The organism is Bacillus sp. JST-5 (genome assembly GCF_057747715.1).
Genome location: NZ_JBYLHW010000001.1, coordinates 71433 through 90965 on the forward strand (window position 1 = coordinate 71433; position 19533 = coordinate 90965).

The window sequence follows — 19533 nt, forward strand, 5'->3', positions numbered from 1 at the left end:
ATGCTTGGACCTTTTATTATGGAAAACCAAATCCGTCATCTTCATCCTCTTGATCTTCATTCTCTTCATCTTCATTATCACTTTCACCGGAATTGTCATCTCCACGGTTATTACCATTGCCGTTGTTGTCTCCAGGACCATTTCCATTACCGTTATTTTTTCCAGGTGGCTTTGGATGGTTTTGGTCTTCTGATGGTATTTCAATTGTCGTCTTAGCTGCATCACTTCGAAGTTCTTCAAAGATCGCAACGACTTTAAACGTATATTTCATACCAGGGATAATGTTTTCCACAATTAATCCATCTTTATCAGTTGTTTGTAAAACCGTTTCTTTTCCGTCATTTAAAATAACTGAAACTTCAAAGGAAATCTTTTTATCAGTTTTTGGCTTTTTCCATGATAGAGTAATTTCATTTTTATTTTTATTGTATTTTGCCGTTAAATTACTTGGTGCCTCTAACTTATCATATTTGTCGGATATTTCTTTTGGTTCAAATCCTTTTACAAACAATTCGTAAATAATTTCGCTTTTTGGTGTAAATTCACTAGCTAACTTAGGAGGATTTGTTCCTTTTTCAACTCCAACTTTCACAACAGATCTTGGTTGTTTAAAATCAGTGGTTTCTTTTCCTTGATGGACAAACGTCATTAATTGTTTAAAAATTTGTTGCGGGATTTTTTGTGCACTTCCTATAACCGGTGTGGAACGATCTTTATATCCCGCCCAAATGGCCGCCGTATAGTTAGTCGAATATCCAGCAAACCATGAATCTGGTACAGCATTTTGATTAGGATTAATATTATAGTTTTTATATTCCTCATCGGTATAGTTGGTCGTACCTGTTTTCCCTGCAATAGGAACGCCTGAAACGTTTGCCATTGTACCAGTACCACTTGTTACAACCGTTTTTAACATGTCGGTGATCATATAAGCGGTAGAATCTTTCATTACAACTTTAGAATCTGGTTTTGTTTTAATTTCAGTTTCACCATCTTGTAAAACAATTTTTGTAACAGCATGCGGTTCCGTATAGATTCCATTATTTCCAAATGCGCTATAGGCACCTGCTAAATCAAGTGGAGAAATCCCTTTACTCATTCCACCAATTGCATAAGGTTCATAAATTTGCTCCTCAAGAGGTATTCCGAGTTTAACAGCAAATTCTCTTGCTTTTTCTAACCCAACCGCTTGGATCGCTTGAATGGCAGGAATGTTCAAGGACCATCTCAATGCTTCTCTCATCGTAACCGGACCTGCATATTGTCTATTCCAGTTATAAACTGGAGTACCATTAGAATATTTATAAGGCTTATCTTCTAAAATTTGATAAGTGGACCAATTTAAATATTCAATGGCCGGACCATAATCTAATATTGGTTTGATTGTTGAACCAGGTTGACGAGCTTCTACGGAAAAATCTGTTCCACGAAGGACATCTCTTTTCCTACCACCGGCAATTGCACGAATTTCTCCTGTCTTTGTATCTACTAGGACAACAGCAGCTTGCATCTCATCATCTGGAAAAGGAATAGCATCACTTGAATTTAATAGTTCAAATAAATATTCTTGGGTTTTCGAATCTAAACTTGTGTAAATTTCCAAACCATCCGTGTAGAGATTATAGTCTCCAATTTTTTTTACTTCCCGTTCGACTTGTTGGATAAATGAATCATATAGGAATTCATCTGTTTGTCGGTCTTCTTCCTTAACAAGTGTGGACTCAACCGGAATTTTTTTCGCTTCGTTCATTTCTTCCTTCGTAATAAATCCATGTTGATGCATGAGACTTAAAACAGTATTTCTTCTTTCTTCTGCAGCATCTGGATAATAAAAAGGATGATAACCATTTGGTGATTGAGGTAGTCCTGCTATAAGAGCTGCCTCATGAAGTTCTAATTCATCCAACTCTTTCCCGAAATATGTTTTTGCTGCTGATTTAATACCGTAAACGGAACCACCCATATGGATTTTATTTACATACATTTCAAAAATTTCTTCTTTACTATATTTTTGCTCTAATCGAAAAGCTAACCAAGCTTCTTGTACTTTTCGTTTGAGTGTTTTTTCAGGAGATAAAAATGAATTTTTCACCACTTGTTGGGTGAGAGTACTAGCTCCTTGTGAACCGAAGCCATCCTTCACGTTGCTTAAAATGGCACCGCCAATTCGGATAATATCAATCCCGTTATGTTTAAAAAAGCGGACATCCTCAGTTGCAAGGATTGCATTCTTTACCAACTCAGGGATTTCATCATATTCGACATAATCACGCTTTTGAGCTCCTAGTTCAATGATGAGTTCACCGTTGGCATCGTAAATTTTTGATGATAAAGGATCTCGTAATGCCTCTTCGTTAATATCAGGTGCACCACTAATCATATAAGCAACGGTAGAAACGCCACCAATGAATGCAACGATAAAAAATATGGCAATTCCCATTAAAATCTTTTTACGTTTCGGTTTTTTATTTTTTTCTCCTTTTGCTTTCTGTTTTGCCAATCGTTTCTCTGTTCTAGATTTATATTGTTCTGTCATGACAGATTCCCTTCCTTTCTAAACTGCTCAATACTTGAACAGTACACGACTTTCTTTTTTGAAAGTACCATGAATCTTAACAAAAATAGTCTTTATAGATATAATCTATTATTTTAATATAGTCAATTCTCGGTTGAATGCCAAGTGGAATGTGGTGTCCGTATTTAATAAATTCGCTTTTTGTAATAGATTTCCGTCCGCCATTTTTCATTCGATTCCAAAATTCAATCAAGTATTTCCCTTCTAATAAAAATACTTCTTCTGTTTGAGAAAATCGAAAAATACCAAATGTAATTCCACCGTTTAAAATCACACGTTCCATATGTTCAAATTGATGAGAATGGAAGTTTTGTAAAGGAAACGATGTTTTATTTTGTGTTTCTTTTGCTTCAAAATCAATATATCTTCCTTTATAAACTCCGTTATAGTCGGTCGTTGACCGCTGTTTAAAATAAGCTTCTTTTATAACAGCAGCTGAACGTTTAGGATAGTCAACATGTACGATTTGAACCGGAGTCGGTTTTTTATGAATAACAGCAATATTATGGGACAAATAATATTCATTAGATGCATTAATATCTTCTTCGAGAGTCATTCCTCGATTTCCATATTGTTTTATAGATGGTGATATTGACTGTTTTATTGAAGTTTCGGACGTATATGTTTTTCCGTTCGGATATTTGATGACCATTTCTCTCACCTCTTTAAATAAAACACTCCTATTAAAGGAGAATCATCGCATGCCAATTGAATTATTTGAAAATGAAATTATAAACAACATTAGTCGTTTAACGAAAAAAGCTAATAAAGATAATATATCAAGAACAGAAAAATATGAAAGGTTTTACCAAGAGTATCCTGAAATCAAATGGGCCTTTTTGGCAGCAATGGTTTCGAGAAATGCTGGCTGGAATATGTGCGACTTGGAAAATGAGTGGATACCAAAAATTCTACCATATTCTTATCGTCAATTATTGTTTCACGTGTATGAAAGAGCGAATTGGCTCATTTTCCAAGATGCTTATCCACAACTATTACTCTATCATTATTCGACGAAATTCCAACGACCAATGTTTCATTTATTAGCAAAATTCCAAGTTTCTTTGTTTATGCAAAATGAATGGAACTATTTTTGGAAATACCGAGATCAAGAGCGATTATTATATTCTCTCATCATTAATGAACAAAATGTTATCCAAGATCCCGTCATTCTTCACCATGTTTTTAAAGATAAAGTATTTCGATCACTTCCATTTAAATTACAAGACTGGTTTCATTTCAGTTATTGCTTATTTCCAACGGTAACTGGTAAATTATACGGAGCTAGCGTTTACGATTTTCAAGATGTTACAAGCAGAATTGAACTTGGAAAGAGACTTTCTTATATTTTGTTCCTTGACTCTTTACATGAAGAATTTATTTATTTTTCAAAGATGACGACTCATACAGGCTCAAGATATGATTATGAGCAATACAGTCTTGTTCGTAAAAAAAGGGACACACCATATTTACGTTTCACATATCCAATTGTTTCACATCATCGAGGAATTGTCACGGATTGGTCAAAAATACGAAAAATTAAGGATAAATGGTATGACCCTCCAAAATTAAAAGGGACGATTGATTTAACGAAGTGGCATCAAAAGAAAGAAATGCAAATTCAAATGTTAATTTTACTTCATCAATGGTTAGATTTGAAATGAGGCATAAATAAAAAAACATCACCATTTTCCAATAAAGAGGAAAATGATGACAGTGTATTTGCATGATGGTTAACAATAAATGATTTTATATCTATCATCTAAAGAGAATTCACCATTATTTCTTTTTTACGTAGATGGACGATTTGGACCTTCTAATTTTGGATTTCCTTCGGAAGCTTGTGTAAATGCACGGTTTTCTTTATCAGCACCTTTATTTTTTTGTTTTTTCTTTTTAGCCATTTGGACACCTCCTAGTGGTATTTTGTTCAAGAATGAAATTTTCATACAAATTCCTCGGAATATGTCTGATTTGAACTTTCTTTATCGAACTTCTTCTAGTTTTGTCATACAAGAAGGAGCTAAGAAGGTCATAAAGAATAAAAGATTATGAAAAATAGTCTTAAAGGGGGGAAGGATGATGACCATGATTGGCAATAAAGAATTATTAAATAAATTAAATCAGTTAGATCAACAATTGAAAGAATTAGAACTGGCGTTATCAAAAACAATCAACGAAGAAGCCAAAAAGATGAGAGAAGAGCAACTGAATAAAATTTCTGAAATGGAAAAATTCGTTCAATCACAACTAAGTCATATTACAAAGTTATCGAAAATCAGTTAAAAAAGTGGAAAATTAATTATCGTTGTGATAAATATTAAGGATAGAAATTTGTTGGAGTAGGGGAAACATGACAGAGTTAGTTACATTAACCGAACAATTAAAAGAAACTTTATTGACATCACTTAGTAGATATGAAGATTGCCGGAAAACTAAAAAAGTTTACGATTTTTATACGGAAGTAAAGCCTTTAGGAGATGAAGTTTTTCAATTGACGGGGGAATGGAAGGAAAAGGTCTTTTTATGGGTTCAGAAAAACCGTCCTCGTAACATTCATCCTCCTCAAATTGAAAATGTTGTTGAACAAATCAATGAATTGGTTGTTCAATCGTTTTATTATCAAACAAGTTATAAGCGTTTTAAAAGCACCCATCAATCCGCTTTATTTACCGTTGATTTAGTTCTCTCTCATTTAAAAGAAAATATTCACCAATAGCCTTCCTTTTATCACCAGTCCAGTTATGTACACATATAATGACAAGAGTGATTGGATATGAGGAGGGCTAATTTTATGTACTCTTCAAACGATTTTATAGGATATATATATGAACCATTCCACGATGATTTTTGGAGAAACTCGATGTTTGATCCAATGAATCTTCCATATTCGATGATGCCGTATCCAATTCCTTATGTACATGGATGGCAGAATGCGATTGATTGGAAAAATTTTATCCCACCAAGTATAAATCCAACGTTTTTTTCTAATCCATATATGAATTATTTTCAACAACAATGGCCAATGCCTTTTCAACCACCTTCACCGTTTCATATGATTATGAATTCATTTAAAAATAAAGACGGAACCATTGATTTAAATAAATTGATCCAAACGACTGGACAAATGGTGAATGTTTTCTCACAAATTAGTTCTGTCGTAAAAGGATTAGGATCCCTCTTTAAATAAGATATAATCAAAGAATTAAATGAGTAAAGCAAGTGGTAATGGGAAAATTCCACTTGCTTTATATATGTTTGTTTTTATGAAACTGTGATTAACCTTCAATCGAAATTCTCTTTCCTTTCTCTTTCGGAATCGTGATGGTTAATAATCCATTTTCAAAATGAGCTTTTACCTTTTTCTCATTGATGACGAAAGGTAACGAAATGGTACGGCTCATATTTTCATACGTTGTCATCTTGCCATAATAGTTTTTATTCGTGTTCTTTTCCTCTTGTATTTCGGAATGATTGACCATTATGGTAATCGTATTTTGAAAGATATCAATGGTAATTTGTTTTTTATGAATACCTGGTAATTCTGCGTATATCAAGTATTCATCTTCAGTTTCATCCATTCGAACGCGAAAGGTTCGAGAAAACATTGGAGCTCTAAAAAACTCATCCATTTGATAAATAAAATTTTTTAATGGCTTATCCCAAAAAAAACCATCTATCGATTCAAGCGGATTCTTCATAGGAAATAATTGCCGCTTTTTTTCTTTTTCTTGTTCATGCATTTTTACCATCCCTCCCGTTTTTCCTATCTGTATATTATGAACATATTCGTTAAACAGTGATGGATTACTAACATCTATCTTTTTTCGGCGGATAAATTCCTTTTCACACGAACGTTCATTCGATAAAATGGAAGGAGGAGAGGATTAACATGTTTAAGAAAAAATCGATAACTGATATTATAAATTTTCTAAAAAATGAAGCTCCATATAAAGATAATATTGTTCATTGGGAAACGATCGAAGAAAAAGAAGCTGTTTATGCTCCGTTTCCTCATTCTATGGATGATCGATTAAAATCCGCCCTTATTAAAAAAGGAATTACACAATTATATTCCCATCAAGCTTTATCATTTGAAACAGCTATGAATCATAATAGTTTTACTGCTGTGACACCGACGGCTTCAGGGAAAACATTATGTTATAATTTACCGGTTTTACAATCGATTTTGGAAAACCCATCGACGCGAGCTTTATACTTGTTTCCAACGAAAGCTTTAAGTAATGATCAAAAAAGTGAATTGAATGAAATGATAGAATCATTGAATGTAAACATTAACAGTTATACATATGATGGAGACACATCTCCAGCGATTCGCCAAAAGGTGAGAAAAGCTGGCCATATCGTCATTACGAATCCAGATATGTTGCATTCAGGTATTTTACCACATCATACAAAATGGGTTTCTTTATTTGAAAATTTAAAATATGTTATTATTGATGAACTTCATACGTATCGTGGAGTCTTTGGTAGCCATACAGCGAATGTTATACGCAGGTTAATGAGAATCTGTCGCTTCTATGGAAGTCATCCAATCTTTATTTGTACTTCTGCAACGATCGCAAATCCTAAAGAATTGGCAGAGCAATTAACTGGTCAAGAGATGGTATTAATAGATCAAAATGGGGCGCCAAGCGGTAAAAAACATTTCGTATTTTATAATCCACCAATTGTGAATAAACCATTAAACATTCGTCGAAGTGCCTCATTAGAAGTTAGAAACTTGGCAGGAGAATTATTAAAAAATAAAATTCAAACTATCGTTTTTGCTCGAAGTAGAGTAAGAGTTGAAATTTTACTGACGTATTTACAAGAACTTTTAATCGATCAGTTAGGAAAGAAGTCGATTCGTGGTTATAGGGGAGGGTACTTGCCAACAGAGAGAAGAGAAATTGAAAAGGGATTACGTAATGGTGATATTTACGGTGTTGTTAGTACAAATGCATTGGAACTAGGTGTCGATATAGGACAACTTCAAGCCTGTATAATGACCGGGTATCCCGGTACTATCGCAAGTGCTTGGCAACAAGCAGGGCGTGCTGGTAGAAGACAACATGAATCTTTAATTATTCTTGTTGCAAGTTCAAGCCCCTTAGATCAATATGTGATTCAACATCCAGAATATTTTTTTAAGCAATCTCCTGAAACAGCTAGGATTAATCCTGATAATATTATTATTTTAGTAGACCATGTGAAATGCGCTGCCTATGAACTTCCATTTAAAGAAGGAGAAAGATTTGGAAACATAGAGGTAGAAGATATTTTAGACTATTTAGTTTCTGAAAAAGTACTTATTCGTAATGGTAACAAGTGGTTTTGGATGAATGATTCTTTTCCTGCACATAATATAAGTTTACGCTCTGCTTCACAAGAAAATGTCGTAATCATCGACCAATCGGATATTGCGAAAGCGAAAGTGATTGGAGAAATGGACCTTTTTAGTGCATTGACATTATTACACGAAGAAGCGATCTATTTACATCAGGGAGTACAATATCAAGTGGAAAAATTAGATTGGGATGAGAAAAAGGCATTTGTACGTGAAGTGAACGTTGATTATTATACGGATGCAAATTTGGCTGTCCAAATAAAAATATTAGAGGAAGATCAACGAAAAGAATCATCAACATCTACTATATCTTTTGGAGATGTTACCGTTCAAGCGATGGCAACGATCTTTAAAAAAATAAAATTTGAAACGCATGAAAATATTGGATCAGGTCCTATTCATTTACCGGAAATGGAATTGCATACAAGTGCTACATGGATTTCTTTACATAAACATGAAATTAATCTGTCTGAAGTGCGTCTTGAAGAAGGATTACTTGGGGCAACACATGCATTAAAAAATATTGTGCCGATATTTGCTATGTGTGACCCTCAAGATGTTCACGTTGTCCCACAAGTGAAATCATCCCAATTAGAGAAACCAACGATTTTCTTCTATGATCGTTATCCTGGTGGAATCGGTTTGAGTTCTAAAATATATGAAAATATTGAAAGGATTCTACTTGAGGCAAAATCTCTTATAGAGCGTTGTCAATGTGAAAAAGGATGTCCATCGTGTATTGGAACCGAAACTCATTCAGAAACAAGTAAAATTGACGCTATTTTTTTATTGGAATCATTTATTCATACGTAATCAAGAAGGGGTATGAAAATGTCGTTAAAAACGAAGCTTTCACGTTTTCAATCTTATTTAAAACACGAGACAAAAGAAAACGTTCAGCCTAAGCCAATGGAACATGATGTAACTATTCCATTTTTCGAAAGATGGAGAGAAGAAGGTGCGTATCCTTATTTTTGTGAAGATGGTTATTGTTTGATTAAGGAAAAGAAAATCTCGCTACATTTCAAAAGAGGTCCATATTTTTATCATCAATTTTTTCATGCGATCTCTTTATGGAACGAAAGCAAGGTTGACCATCCTTTATCTGCGAAAGGATATAGCGCCAATGATCTTTTCTTTTTTGATACGGAAACAACGGGATTAAGTAGAGGAGCGGGGAATACAATATTTATATTAGGGACAGCGTTTTTTACTAATGATGAAATTGTTGTAAAGCAATATATTTTACCAAATCCTTCTGGAGAAGTAGCTTTATATGATAGCTTTTTAAATGATGTTAATTACGAAACGTTAGTAACATTTAACGGAAAATCTTTTGATTGGCCACAAGTAAAAACAAGGCATACACTCGTTCGTGAGCAAGTTCCAAAACTTCCTTCATTTGGACACTTTGACTTATATCATGCGTCAAGGAGAATGTGGAAAGGTGAATTGGAGTCTTTAAAGCTTTCGAATATTGAAAGAAATATTCTCGGAATTAAACGGGAAAATGATTTACCTGGACACTTAGCTCCATTGATCTACTTTGATTTTCTCGAGCGGAAAGATCCTGAAGGAATGTTTAAAGTGTTAAAACATAATGAAGATGATTTATTATCATTAATCACCCTTTACATTCATTTAACCTATAAACTGTTACAAAATGATAGTCAAATGACTCCACGAGAGCAATTGGCCGTTGGCAAATGGTTTTCGTCCGTAAAAGAACATCATTATGCCATTGAAGTATACGAAAATGCTGTTCAGCATGCACTAGGATACGATAAATGGAAAGGATTTCATCAATTAGCTTTTCAATATAAAAAAAATAAAAACTATGATCAAGCACTATCGATTTGGTTGGATATTCATCATCAACTTGAAGGAATAGAAAAAATCGAAGCTCATGTAGAAGCGGCGAAAATTTTAGAACATAAAAAGAAAGATTTCAACAATGCTTATGAAATAGTATTGAAAGCCATTCATTATTTATCGGAAAAGAAAGGTCAGGATAAAAAATGGGAAAACCTTGAATCAGCTCTTCTAAAACGAATGGAGCGATTACAAACGAAACGAACGCACTAACATTTATAAAGTCCAATAAATTCCTATTGATGTAGAGAAAAAAGATACAATAAAATATTAGTTATGACAACTAGTAGAGGTGTGCATCAATGTATAAAATGTTACTTGTTCTTTTTTTTCTTTTAATAGGGTTAACAATGTTCGTATTTACTTTGTTTAAAGACCATTTATTTATTATTTTTTGATAGGTATCCGAAAAATAGGTACTTTCATTAGTACAGGTATACCTAATTCAACATAGGTTATTAGTGTACAATGAAATAAACGAAAGGAGATTTTGAGGATGCCTGTTAACGTATTCCCACCTAATGTATTACCGCCAATTGTGTATCCGACTCAACAATTTGTTCAAAATAATCAATGCACGAATATCGTTCCACATATTCATCCATCTCATACGACAACAATTAATGAAACGATGTATCAACATCTTCATTACTTCCCTCACACTCATTCAGTAGTTAATGAAGTTTGTCATCAACATTTTTGCTGTGAAGGACCAGTACCATTTCCATATCAACGATAAGGACCATTAAATTGGTCCTTATTTTTTTCTTTAAAGTTTTATCCATGAATGGTATATTATGTTCAAGCTTTGAATATGGTGAAAAGGGGTTCATCTATTGATACATACATTAGCAATCACTGGTTATAAAAGCCATGAGTTAGGTATATTTCAACCATCACATCCAGCTATTTCAATAATTAAAAAATCGATCGAACGAAACATCCGATCCTTCGTAGAAGAGGGTTTGGAATGGGTTGTCATAAGCGGTCAATTAGGGGTTGAATTATGGGCAGCGGAAGTAGTCTTTGATTTAAAAGAAACATTTGACTATTTGAAACTAGCCGTTTTACTTCCGTTTATAGAACAAGAAAAAAATTGGAATGAAGGAAATAAACATTTCTTTGAAGAAATTTTAATCCATGCTGATTATGTAAATACAATAACAAATAGACCTTATGAATCACCTGCCCAGTTTCGATTGAAAAATGAATTTATCATTCAAAAAACGGATGGTTTACTAATCGTTTACGATGAAGAAAAAGAAGGAACTCAAAAATTTATGTTGCAACAAGCGAAAAAGGAACAAGAAAAAAGAAATTATATAATCCAACAAATTTCGTTTTATGATTTACAACTAATTCATGAAGAAACAGAATGGAATTAGTCGTCATAAGAAGATAAAATTGACAAACGTATTTAATTTTGAAAAAATATTATAAGAATGGGGAAAATAGAGGTGGAAAACATGCTTTCAAATAAAGTGAAATTAACTGCGAAAGACATATTAGAAAAAGAATTTAAAACAAGTATGCGTGGATATAAACAAGAAGAAGTCGATCAATTTCTTGATTTGATTATTAAAGACTATGAAGCTTTTCAATCTCAAATTGAAGAATTAAAATTAGAGAATACACGATTGAAAAAGCAATTAGAAGAAACAAAAAGACAAAATGTGCAACCGGTTGGCACAACAAACTTTGACATTTTAAAAAGGCTCAGCAATTTAGAAAAGCATGTATTTGGAAATAAATTATATGAATAATAGAAAATATTACCATTGAATTTATAAGTATCCTCTACTATAATAGATTAGCAATCATTAATAACGTTCGGGTAATCGCTGCAACGTAATCGTTGTAGAGGAAAGTCCATGCTCGCACGGGCTGAGACGCCCGTAGTGTTCGTGCCTAGCGAAACCATAAGCTAGGGCAGTTGGGCTTTATAGCTCGGCTGACGGCTGGGAAAACACCTAAGTCCATTAGGATATGGTGTGATTACCTATAAAAGTGCCACAGTGACGGAGCCTTGCAAGAAATTGCAAGGGTGGAACGCGGTAAACCCCACGAGCGAGAAACCCAAATGATGGTAGGGGCACTTTCTCTGAGGAAATGAACGAGGAGAAAGACAAGTGATTTTATCACTTGTAGATAGATGATTACCGCCGGCGTACGAGATTTTTAGATCGCTTGCAGTACCCGGTACAGAACATGGCTTACAGAACGTTATTAATGGAATCGTTCAATATAAAATGAAAAGCTCTCCAAATTAGGAGAGCTTTTCATTTTACTTAACATTTTATATCATAAGAAAGGTACATACTAGTAACGAGCTTGCCAAAAAATAAGGCTCAATTTTGACTTGCTTTGTTATATTTGTAAGTTGAGTGTACGAGGGTGAATAGGTATTGATTATAATATCTTGCAAATTGTAAGAGTTTATTTCATGTTGAGCATGGAGATGGATTTTTATTATTAAGTTGCAAATAAAGTCAAATTGAGCGGACAAACTTCGAAAGCAATTTTCAAAATTGAATTTGCAAATAGACACACTAACATGAAACGGAAAAGCAAATTTTTCATTGTTATGATTAGATTAAAGATAAAGGTGGTTTGAACCTACATGAAATATAAAATTGTTGCAACATGCCCGATGGGAATTGAAGCAATAGTTGCCAAAGAAGTTAGAAATTTAGGATTTGATTGTATCGTAGAAAATGGGAGAGTTATTTATGAAGGGGACGAACGGGCAATTGCCAAAAGTAATTTATGGCTTAGATGTGCCGATCGGATTAAATTACTAATTGGTGAATTCCCTGCCACTACATTTGATGAATTATTTGAAGGGACTAAGGCTCTTCCGTGGGAAAAATTCATGGATGTAACAAGTGAAATATATGTAACAGGAAAATCGGTTAAGTCTAAATTATTCAGCGTTCCTGATTGTCAGACAATCGTAAAAAAAGCGATTGTTGAGCGGATAAAACAAGCCTATCACCATTATTCTTGGTTAGAAGAAAACGGTCCAAAAGTGCCGGTTGAGGTCTCTATATTGAAAGACAAAGCCCAATTATTAATTGACACAAGTGGCCATGGATTACATAAGCGTGGATATCGGATTGAACAAGGAGAAGCACCGTTAAAAGAAACATTAGCAGCTGCACTGATATTATTAACAAATTGGACTTATGAACGGCCATTTGTTGATCCTTTCTGTGGTTCTGGAACGATTCCAATTGAAGCTGCTTTAATCGGTCAAAATATTGCCCCTGGTTTTAACCGAGAGTTTATTAGCGAATTATGGGAATGGATGCCAAATATAGTATGGGAAGAAGTTAGAATAGAAGCAGAAGACTTAGCTAAATATGACCGGGAATTATCCATTTATGGATTTGATATTGATCATAAAATGATCAAAATTGCAAATAAAAATGCAATGGAGGCAGGTCTTTCTGGCGTTATAAATTTTAAACAAATGCAAGTAACTGATTTTAGAACGACAGACCAGTATGGAGTGATTGTCGGAAACCCACCATACGGGGAACGACTAGGTGAAAAAGAAAAAGTCGAACAAATGTATCGGGAAATGGGAAAGACATTTTCTATACTAGATACATGGTCCATTTATATCATTACATCCCATCCAAAATTTGAAGAGTTATATGGAAAGAAGGCAACGAAAAAAAGAAAATTATTTAACGGATTTATTCGTACAGACTATTATCAATATTGGGGACCAAAACCTCCTATAGTAAAAAATGAATAAAATAGTGAAAATTGTATATATTATCTAATATATAAGAATAACTATAGGGGGATGGAAATGAATCAGGTGTATCAGCAACTATTTAGTATTTCGAAAGCTATCAGGAATACAATGAAAATGATGGAAGATGACAATCACTCTCATATCGGATTGGAACAATTAAAAGAAGCTGAAAAGAATTATCAACAAGCACTTGTTTTTAATCTGTCTCAACCTATAAGAAATTGCCATTAATTAATATATAATCAGTGCGTTATATGCGCACTTTTTTATTTGTCTTTCAATTTTTGATAACAACTTATACAAAATAACTTCTGATCAACGATGATTCCAGTAAAAAAACCACCGAAACAATATATATCCGTTCCACATTGTTCGCATTTTCCTATATATTCTTTCATCTCATACACCTCAAATGGAAAATTTATTTACTTTTCCTACTATTATAAAAAATATATGGTAATATATTAATATATTTTATTTTAATTGGAGTGGTATGGATGTCAGAAGAAATTAAGAAATTAGAAAAAGAATATTTGCAATTTGTTCAAAAGATGAAAGCCTATTCTGAAGCAATCAGTTTAATGTATTGGGATTTAAGAACAGGTGCACCGAAAAAAGGAGTACAACAACGATCTGAAGTCATTGGACTTTTATCATCAGAAGTTTTTAATATGTCAACCTCTGATGAAATGGGAAAATACATTGAAAAATTATTAACTCCAGAAGCAGAAGCTCAAATTTCAGAAATTACAAAAAAATCTTTACTAGAAAGTAAGAAAGACTATGAATTAAATAAAAAAATTCCTGCTGATGAATTTAAAGAATTTGTCGTACTCCAATCTCAAGCGGAAAATGTTTGGGAACAAGCTAAAGAAGAGAATAACTTCGAAATGTTTCGACCTTATTTAGAAAAATTAGTTGATAAGACGAAGAAATTTATCGAATATTGGGGTTATGAAGGAAATAAGTATAACCGTCTATTAGATTTGTATGAACCAGGAATGACTGTTGAAATATTAGACCAAGTGTTCTCAGAAGTAAGAAATGGAATTGTAGAGTTATTAAAGAAAATCGAACAATCTCCAAATAAGCCTGATATTTCTTTCTTGTTAAAACATTTTCCAAAAGAAAAACAAAAAGATTTTAGTATAGAAATATTAAAACAAATGGGGTACGATTTTGATGCTGGAAGACTGGATGAAACCGTTCACCCATTTGAAATTGCCTTAAATCCAGGAGACGTTCGTGTGACAACGAAATATAACGAAGAAGATTTTCGAATAGCTATCTTTGGAACCATTCATGAAGGTGGACACGCACTTTATGAACAAAATATTTCTAAAGATTTAGTTGGTACCACCTTAGCAGATGGAGCATCAATGGGGATTCATGAGTCACAATCGCTATTTTTTGAAAACTTTGTAGGTAGAAGCTTATCTTTCTGGAAGAAAAATTATGATCTTTTAAAATCTTATAATCCTGGTCAATTTGATAATATTTCGTTAGAACAGTTTTATCAAGCTATCAATGAAAGTAAACCATCTTTGATTCGTATAGAAGCTGATGAACTTACATATCCGTTACATATCATTATTCGATATGAAATTGAAAAAGCTTTATTTAATGATGAAATTGAAGTAAAAGACCTACCAGAAATTTGGAATGCTAAATATGAAGAATATTTAGGGATTCGTCCAGACAATGATGCGAATGGAGTTTTACAAGATGTTCATTGGTCTGGTGGAAGTTTCGGATATTTTCCTTCATATGCTTTAGGGTATATGTATGCGGCTCAGTTTAAATATGCGATGTTAAAAGATATACCAAATTTTGATGAATTATTAGAAGAAGGAAATATCGAACCAATTAAAAACTGGTTGACAAAGCATGTCCATCAATACGGAAAAATGAAAAAGCCATTAGAAATTTTAAAAGATGCGACAGGTGAGGGCTTGAATGCAAAATATTTATTACAATATTTAAATGAAAAATTCAGCAAAGTTTATCAATTATCATAAAATTGGATGGCTACGGTCATCCTTTTTTTACAGGTGATAAAGAATGAATAAATGGATAGCGTATGGAAGTATTGTTTTAGGTGCAACGTTTTGGGGATTAATTGCTTTTTTTGTAAAAGGATTAACAAAATACGGATTTAACTCTATGGAAATTACCGCTATTCGGGCATTAAGTGCACTTATCTTTTTAATCATTTTAGTCTTGGTCAAATATAGAAATGAAGTGAATGTTCAAGTAAAACACTTACCATTATTTATTGGTACAGGAATTTTTAGTATCACGTTTTTTAATTGGTGTTATTTTACAGCCATTGAAGAAATGTCTATCTCTATTGCAGTTATTTTACTATATACAGCGCCAATGTTTGTAGCAGTTTTATCTTATTTTTTCCTTCACGAATCTATGAATCGGAAAAAAATATTAGCGATCATTGGTACAATAATTGGATGTGCTTTTGTGTCAGGAATTACAGATATTTCGAATAGTCAAATAACGATATTTGGTTTGATTGTTGGCTTAGGTTCAGGATTAGGGTATGCGCTATATACCATATTTAGCAAAATTGCATTAAAACATTATTCTCCGTTTTCGATCACTTTGTATACGTTTATCATGGCATCAGCATTTCTAATTCCTTTTACACAACTATGGGAAAAAATTGATTCTTTTTTTCATACAGAAGTTTTCCTTTATTCATTAGGACTAGGATTATTTCCAACTGTTGGGGCATACATGTTATATACTACGGGGCTTAAATATGTGGAGGGGAGTACCGCCTCCATGTTGGCGACTGTTGAACCTATAGCAGCATTTTTATTAGGGGTATTTGTTTATAGTGAAGTTTTATCCTCTTTTCAAATCATCGGAGCATTGCTCATTATAATTTCAGTATTATTTGTCAATTACGAACGAAAGATGGATAAAAAAAATGATATAAGTTTATCATGAAAGATTATGGTAGAAAGATAGTTTAACCATTTGATATAAAAATATTGAGATAATATATGCTGATAATTAGATGGGTTCAAACAAGAAACATTAAAGGCACTCATTATATTTATTATGAGTGCCTTTATATTTTGTATAAATTACCAGAATTTAAATCCTTTTGATCCAGGAGGAGCATTTTCAATTAAATCCATGATAGGAATTGTATATGCAAATAATATTAAAACAAATGTAATACCAAGCCAAAGTTTCCAATTTTCGAAAATAAGTGGTGGTTTATCTGCGCTATCAGCAACTTCTCCAACAGGAAACTCTTGTTGACCTTTTGGAGCAAAGAATGCTAGGTTGATAAAGATAATGATGAATAAGATAATTCCTAAGAAAAGAATTGAGCCCCCAACAGCTTGAGCAATTTGATATGGTATCCAATCTAATGCTTGTTGAGCATCACCATAAGTAGAAAATGCTGAACGTCTAGGTGCACCTGTTAAACCTTGTAGATGCATGGATCCTGACATAAATAACATACCAACTGCCCAAACAATTCCTTGAATAATCCCTAATTTATTCATTGCAGGCGTTAATACACGTCCTGTTAAGTGAGGGATTAGCCAATATGAAATTCCGAAGAAAGTTAAAACGACAGCAGTTGCGACTGTTAAATGGAAATGTCCTGTAACCCAAATGGTATTATGAACAAGTTGGTTTAATTGGTGAGAAGCATTTACAATACCGCCTGCTCCTCCTGGAATGAAAGCTAGCATACCAATAAAAGGTACAACAAATCTAGCATCTTTCCATGGTAAAACTTTTATCCAGCCAAATAAACCTTTTGCTCCTTTGGAACGTCCATATGATTCGAACGTAGCAAATAAGGAGAACGCAGTCATTAATGATGGTATGACTACTAAAAATGTAAGTACTACTTGTATAAACTTCCATGCTGGATCAATACCAGGTTCCACTAGTTGGTGGTGGAATCCGACAGGGATAGAGAAAAGAAGGAACAGAATAAATGATAGTCTTGCAAGAGAATCTGAGAAAATTTTTCCACCAATAATTTTAGGAATAATAGCGTACCAGCACATATAAGCAGGTAGTAACCAGAAATAAACGAGTGGATGACCAAAATACCAGAATAATGTACGGCTTAAAGCAACGTTCACTGTATCAACTAAACCTAAAGACCATGGTAGTAATTGGAATAAAACAGTTGCTGCAACACCTAGTGTAGCTATGACCCATAAGGCGATATTGATGATTACCATAAATGTTAATAATGGTCCAGGTTTTTTTGGATTTAGTTTACGCCAACGGACATAGGCATGAACCATTGCTGCTCCACTAATCCAACTACCTACAACAACTAGCGTTAATCCAATATAATAAATGGCATGAGCTTGGAGAGGTGCATAGAAAGTATATAAGACTGTAGCTTCATTTAATAAAATCATAACAGCTGCCATTGCTGTACCGATTGTCATTGTCCAAAATCCAATCCAACCGGTTCTTCTTGCACCATTTGTGAGTGCTCCAGATGTTTTACTTATAACAGCAAATTGAAAACCCATGATAAAGAACGTTGTCAAAACAAGTCCAAGTAAAACTCCATGTACGGTTAGAATTTGATAATATCCGATCCCTGCAGGAAGCTCAAAACGTCCTGAACGTACTAATGTTTGAAGTAAACCTGCTAAACCACCTAAGGCAAGTGCTGTAAAAGCGACAAAAATATATGCCATTGCTAATTTTGCATCTTTACGGTTGACTTTTTCATTTACCATTAATTCCATATCACTCTACCACCTTAATTTTTGACACCATGAAGTGATGGCCTGTTCCACAATATTCATTACATACAATTAAAAACTCTCCAACTTTATCAAAAGTTGTTACATATTCACTTACATAACCAGGTTCTAGCATCATGTTAATGTTTGTACCAGCAACACCAAATCCGTGTATAACATCTTTTGTTGTAGCAATAACTTTCACTTTTGCTCCAACGGGGATTTCCACTTCTAATGGGTTGTAAGAAAATGCTTGAGCCACATAAACTAACTCATAATCCCAATCTTTTCCTTCCACTTTATTTAGTCCAGGTTTGTCGAAAGGAGCTGTTTCATCTACCTTTTCTGGATCAATGGTTGTTAAACAGCTAGGTGGTTGATTCCCTAAATAAAAGGCACTTACACCTACGATTGATAAGAAAAATAGTAATGAACTAATTCCAAAAATTAACCAAATTTTTTCAAATTTATGCATATGCATTTTGTTTCCCCCCTTTGCTTTTTAGAACCTTGAATTAAATAAAAAGTAAACGCTTAACCAAGTAATAAGAATGAATCCGCCTAAAATGAAAACTGACGTTAATGTTCCTTTTAAGGATGAATGATCTTCTTTCTGAATGTTACGTTTTTTTTCAGGTAAAGAGCTCATTTTTCACACTCTCCTTCCGCCAAATTGATCATTACCTTGTATAGTTTAATAATATGAACACTCACCCCCACATTCTGTGACAAAAATCACATTTCACAACCCTAAATGTGAAAGATTAGTGAATAATACGAAAAGCGAAGGCACATTATAGAACGCCGTATGAACGGGAGGGCTCTCGCACTGAGATAAAGGAAACACGGCGAGGGACGAGCGGTTGTTGACTTATCGTAGGGGAGAGAGGTCATCGTTCACTAGGCGTTCGTGCCGGAGCTGGACATAGAAAAGTGAAGGCGAGCGATAAGTGGCGAATGAACGGGAGACGCTCCTGGACTGAGATAAAGGAAACACGGCGAGGGACGAGCGGTTGTTGACTTATCGTAGGGGAAGGAGAGGATCGTTCACAAGCCACTGCGAGCCGAGCTAGACAATACGAAAAGCGAAGGCACATTATAGAACGCCGTATGAACGGGAGGGGCTCTCGCACTGAGATAAAGGAAACACGGCGAGGGACGAGCTGATGTTGACTTATCGTAGGGGAGAGAGGTCATCGTTCACTAGGCGTTC

Annotated in this window: 19 protein-coding genes and 1 other RNA gene; 14 read left to right on the top strand and 6 right to left on the bottom strand. The window is 33.9% G+C overall.

Annotated features, from left to right (window positions below):
* Positions 1-16 precede the first annotated feature (16 nt).
* A complete protein-coding gene (locus AC3ASS_RS00405; RefSeq protein WP_488281515.1) occupies positions 17-2536 on the bottom strand; it encodes a PBP1A family penicillin-binding protein in 2520 nt (839 codons plus the stop codon).
* 76 nt (positions 2537-2612) lie between these two features.
* Positions 2613-3227 carry a Holliday junction resolvase RecU gene (gene recU, locus AC3ASS_RS00410; RefSeq protein ID WP_488281516.1) on the bottom strand — a complete coding sequence of 205 codons (615 nt, stop codon included), beginning with the start codon at positions 3225-3227 and terminating at the stop codon, positions 2613-2615.
* Positions 3228-3276: 49 nt separating this feature from the next.
* On the opposite strand from recU, the gene AC3ASS_RS00415 reads away from it, so the two are divergent.
* The 4 genes from AC3ASS_RS00415 to AC3ASS_RS00430 all read left to right on the top strand — a co-directional run bounded on the left by AC3ASS_RS00415 (position 3277) and on the right by AC3ASS_RS00430 (position 5765).
* Positions 3277-4239, top strand: coding sequence for a DUF2515 family protein (locus AC3ASS_RS00415; protein WP_488281517.1), 963 nt, complete (start codon positions 3277-3279; stop codon positions 4237-4239).
* Positions 4240-4657: 418 nt separating this feature from the next.
* Positions 4658-4861 carry a hypothetical protein gene (locus AC3ASS_RS00420; RefSeq protein WP_488281518.1) on the top strand — a complete coding sequence of 68 codons (204 nt, stop codon included), beginning with the start codon at positions 4658-4660 and terminating at the stop codon, positions 4859-4861.
* Between the two features lie 67 nt (positions 4862-4928).
* Entirely contained in the window at positions 4929-5294 is a 366-nt protein-coding gene (locus tag AC3ASS_RS00425; RefSeq protein WP_488281519.1) for a YppE family protein, read from the top strand.
* 75 nt (positions 5295-5369) lie between these two features.
* Positions 5370-5765 (top strand): YppG family protein, encoded by a 396-nt coding sequence (locus AC3ASS_RS00430; RefSeq protein WP_488281520.1) that lies wholly within the window; start codon positions 5370-5372, stop codon positions 5763-5765.
* Positions 5766-5853: 88 nt separating this feature from the next.
* Here the strand turns inward: AC3ASS_RS00430 and AC3ASS_RS00435 are convergent, their stop codons facing one another.
* The gene (locus tag AC3ASS_RS00435) at positions 5854-6318 is read right to left on the bottom strand and encodes an Hsp20/alpha crystallin family protein (RefSeq protein WP_488281521.1); all 465 of its coding nucleotides are present in this window, start codon (positions 6316-6318) and stop codon (positions 5854-5856) included.
* Between the two features lie 149 nt (positions 6319-6467).
* Here AC3ASS_RS00435 and AC3ASS_RS00440 point away from each other — a divergent pair, with 149 nt between their 5' ends.
* The 10 genes from AC3ASS_RS00440 to AC3ASS_RS00485 all read left to right on the top strand — a co-directional run bounded on the left by AC3ASS_RS00440 (position 6468) and on the right by AC3ASS_RS00485 (position 16530).
* On the top strand, positions 6468-8738 hold the full coding sequence (locus AC3ASS_RS00440; protein WP_488281522.1) for a DEAD/DEAH box helicase: 2271 nt from the start codon (positions 6468-6470) through the stop codon (positions 8736-8738).
* An 18-nt stretch (positions 8739-8756) separates the two neighbouring features.
* Positions 8757-10010 carry a ribonuclease H-like domain-containing protein gene (locus AC3ASS_RS00445; protein WP_488281523.1) on the top strand — a complete coding sequence of 418 codons (1254 nt, stop codon included), beginning with the start codon at positions 8757-8759 and terminating at the stop codon, positions 10008-10010.
* A 283-nt stretch (positions 10011-10293) separates the two neighbouring features.
* Positions 10294-10536 carry a CotD family spore coat protein gene (locus AC3ASS_RS00450; RefSeq protein ID WP_488281524.1) on the top strand — a complete coding sequence of 81 codons (243 nt, stop codon included), beginning with the start codon at positions 10294-10296 and terminating at the stop codon, positions 10534-10536.
* 100 nt (positions 10537-10636) lie between these two features.
* Positions 10637-11182 carry an SLOG family protein gene (locus tag AC3ASS_RS00455; RefSeq protein WP_488281573.1) on the top strand — a complete coding sequence of 182 codons (546 nt, stop codon included), beginning with the start codon at positions 10637-10639 and terminating at the stop codon, positions 11180-11182.
* A gap of 81 nt (positions 11183-11263) precedes the next feature.
* The gene (gpsB, locus tag AC3ASS_RS00460; protein ID WP_488281525.1) at positions 11264-11560 is read left to right on the top strand and encodes a cell division regulator GpsB; all 297 of its coding nucleotides are present in this window, start codon (positions 11264-11266) and stop codon (positions 11558-11560) included.
* 63 nt (positions 11561-11623) lie between these two features.
* An RNA gene (rnpB, locus tag AC3ASS_RS00465) (RNase P RNA component class B) lies at positions 11624-12018 on the top strand.
* A 399-nt stretch (positions 12019-12417) separates the two neighbouring features.
* Entirely contained in the window at positions 12418-13560 is a 1143-nt protein-coding gene (locus AC3ASS_RS00470; protein ID WP_488281526.1) for a THUMP domain-containing class I SAM-dependent RNA methyltransferase, read from the top strand.
* A gap of 57 nt (positions 13561-13617) precedes the next feature.
* Complete coding sequence (locus tag AC3ASS_RS00475) at positions 13618-13794, top strand: hypothetical protein (protein ID WP_488281527.1); 177 nt, start codon at positions 13618-13620, stop codon at positions 13792-13794.
* A 266-nt stretch (positions 13795-14060) separates the two neighbouring features.
* Positions 14061-15581 carry a carboxypeptidase M32 gene (locus AC3ASS_RS00480; RefSeq protein WP_488281528.1) on the top strand — a complete coding sequence of 507 codons (1521 nt, stop codon included), beginning with the start codon at positions 14061-14063 and terminating at the stop codon, positions 15579-15581.
* A gap of 43 nt (positions 15582-15624) precedes the next feature.
* The gene (locus AC3ASS_RS00485; RefSeq protein ID WP_488281529.1) at positions 15625-16530 is read left to right on the top strand and encodes a DMT family transporter; all 906 of its coding nucleotides are present in this window, start codon (positions 15625-15627) and stop codon (positions 16528-16530) included.
* Between the two features lie 140 nt (positions 16531-16670).
* Here AC3ASS_RS00485 and AC3ASS_RS00490 read toward each other — a convergent pair whose 3' ends face one another.
* From AC3ASS_RS00490 to AC3ASS_RS00500, 3 genes are read right to left on the bottom strand one after another with little or no spacing between them, the layout of a single operon-like run.
* A complete protein-coding gene (locus tag AC3ASS_RS00490) occupies positions 16671-18323 on the bottom strand; it encodes a b(o/a)3-type cytochrome-c oxidase subunit 1 (protein ID WP_488281530.1) in 1653 nt (550 codons plus the stop codon).
* Between the two features lies 1 nt (position 18324).
* Positions 18325-18801 carry a cytochrome c oxidase subunit II gene (locus AC3ASS_RS00495; protein ID WP_488281531.1) on the bottom strand — a complete coding sequence of 159 codons (477 nt, stop codon included), beginning with the start codon at positions 18799-18801 and terminating at the stop codon, positions 18325-18327.
* A gap of 21 nt (positions 18802-18822) precedes the next feature.
* Complete coding sequence (locus tag AC3ASS_RS00500; protein WP_488281532.1) at positions 18823-18969, bottom strand: cytochrome c oxidase subunit 2A; 147 nt, start codon at positions 18967-18969, stop codon at positions 18823-18825.
* Positions 18970-19533 lie beyond the last annotated feature (564 nt).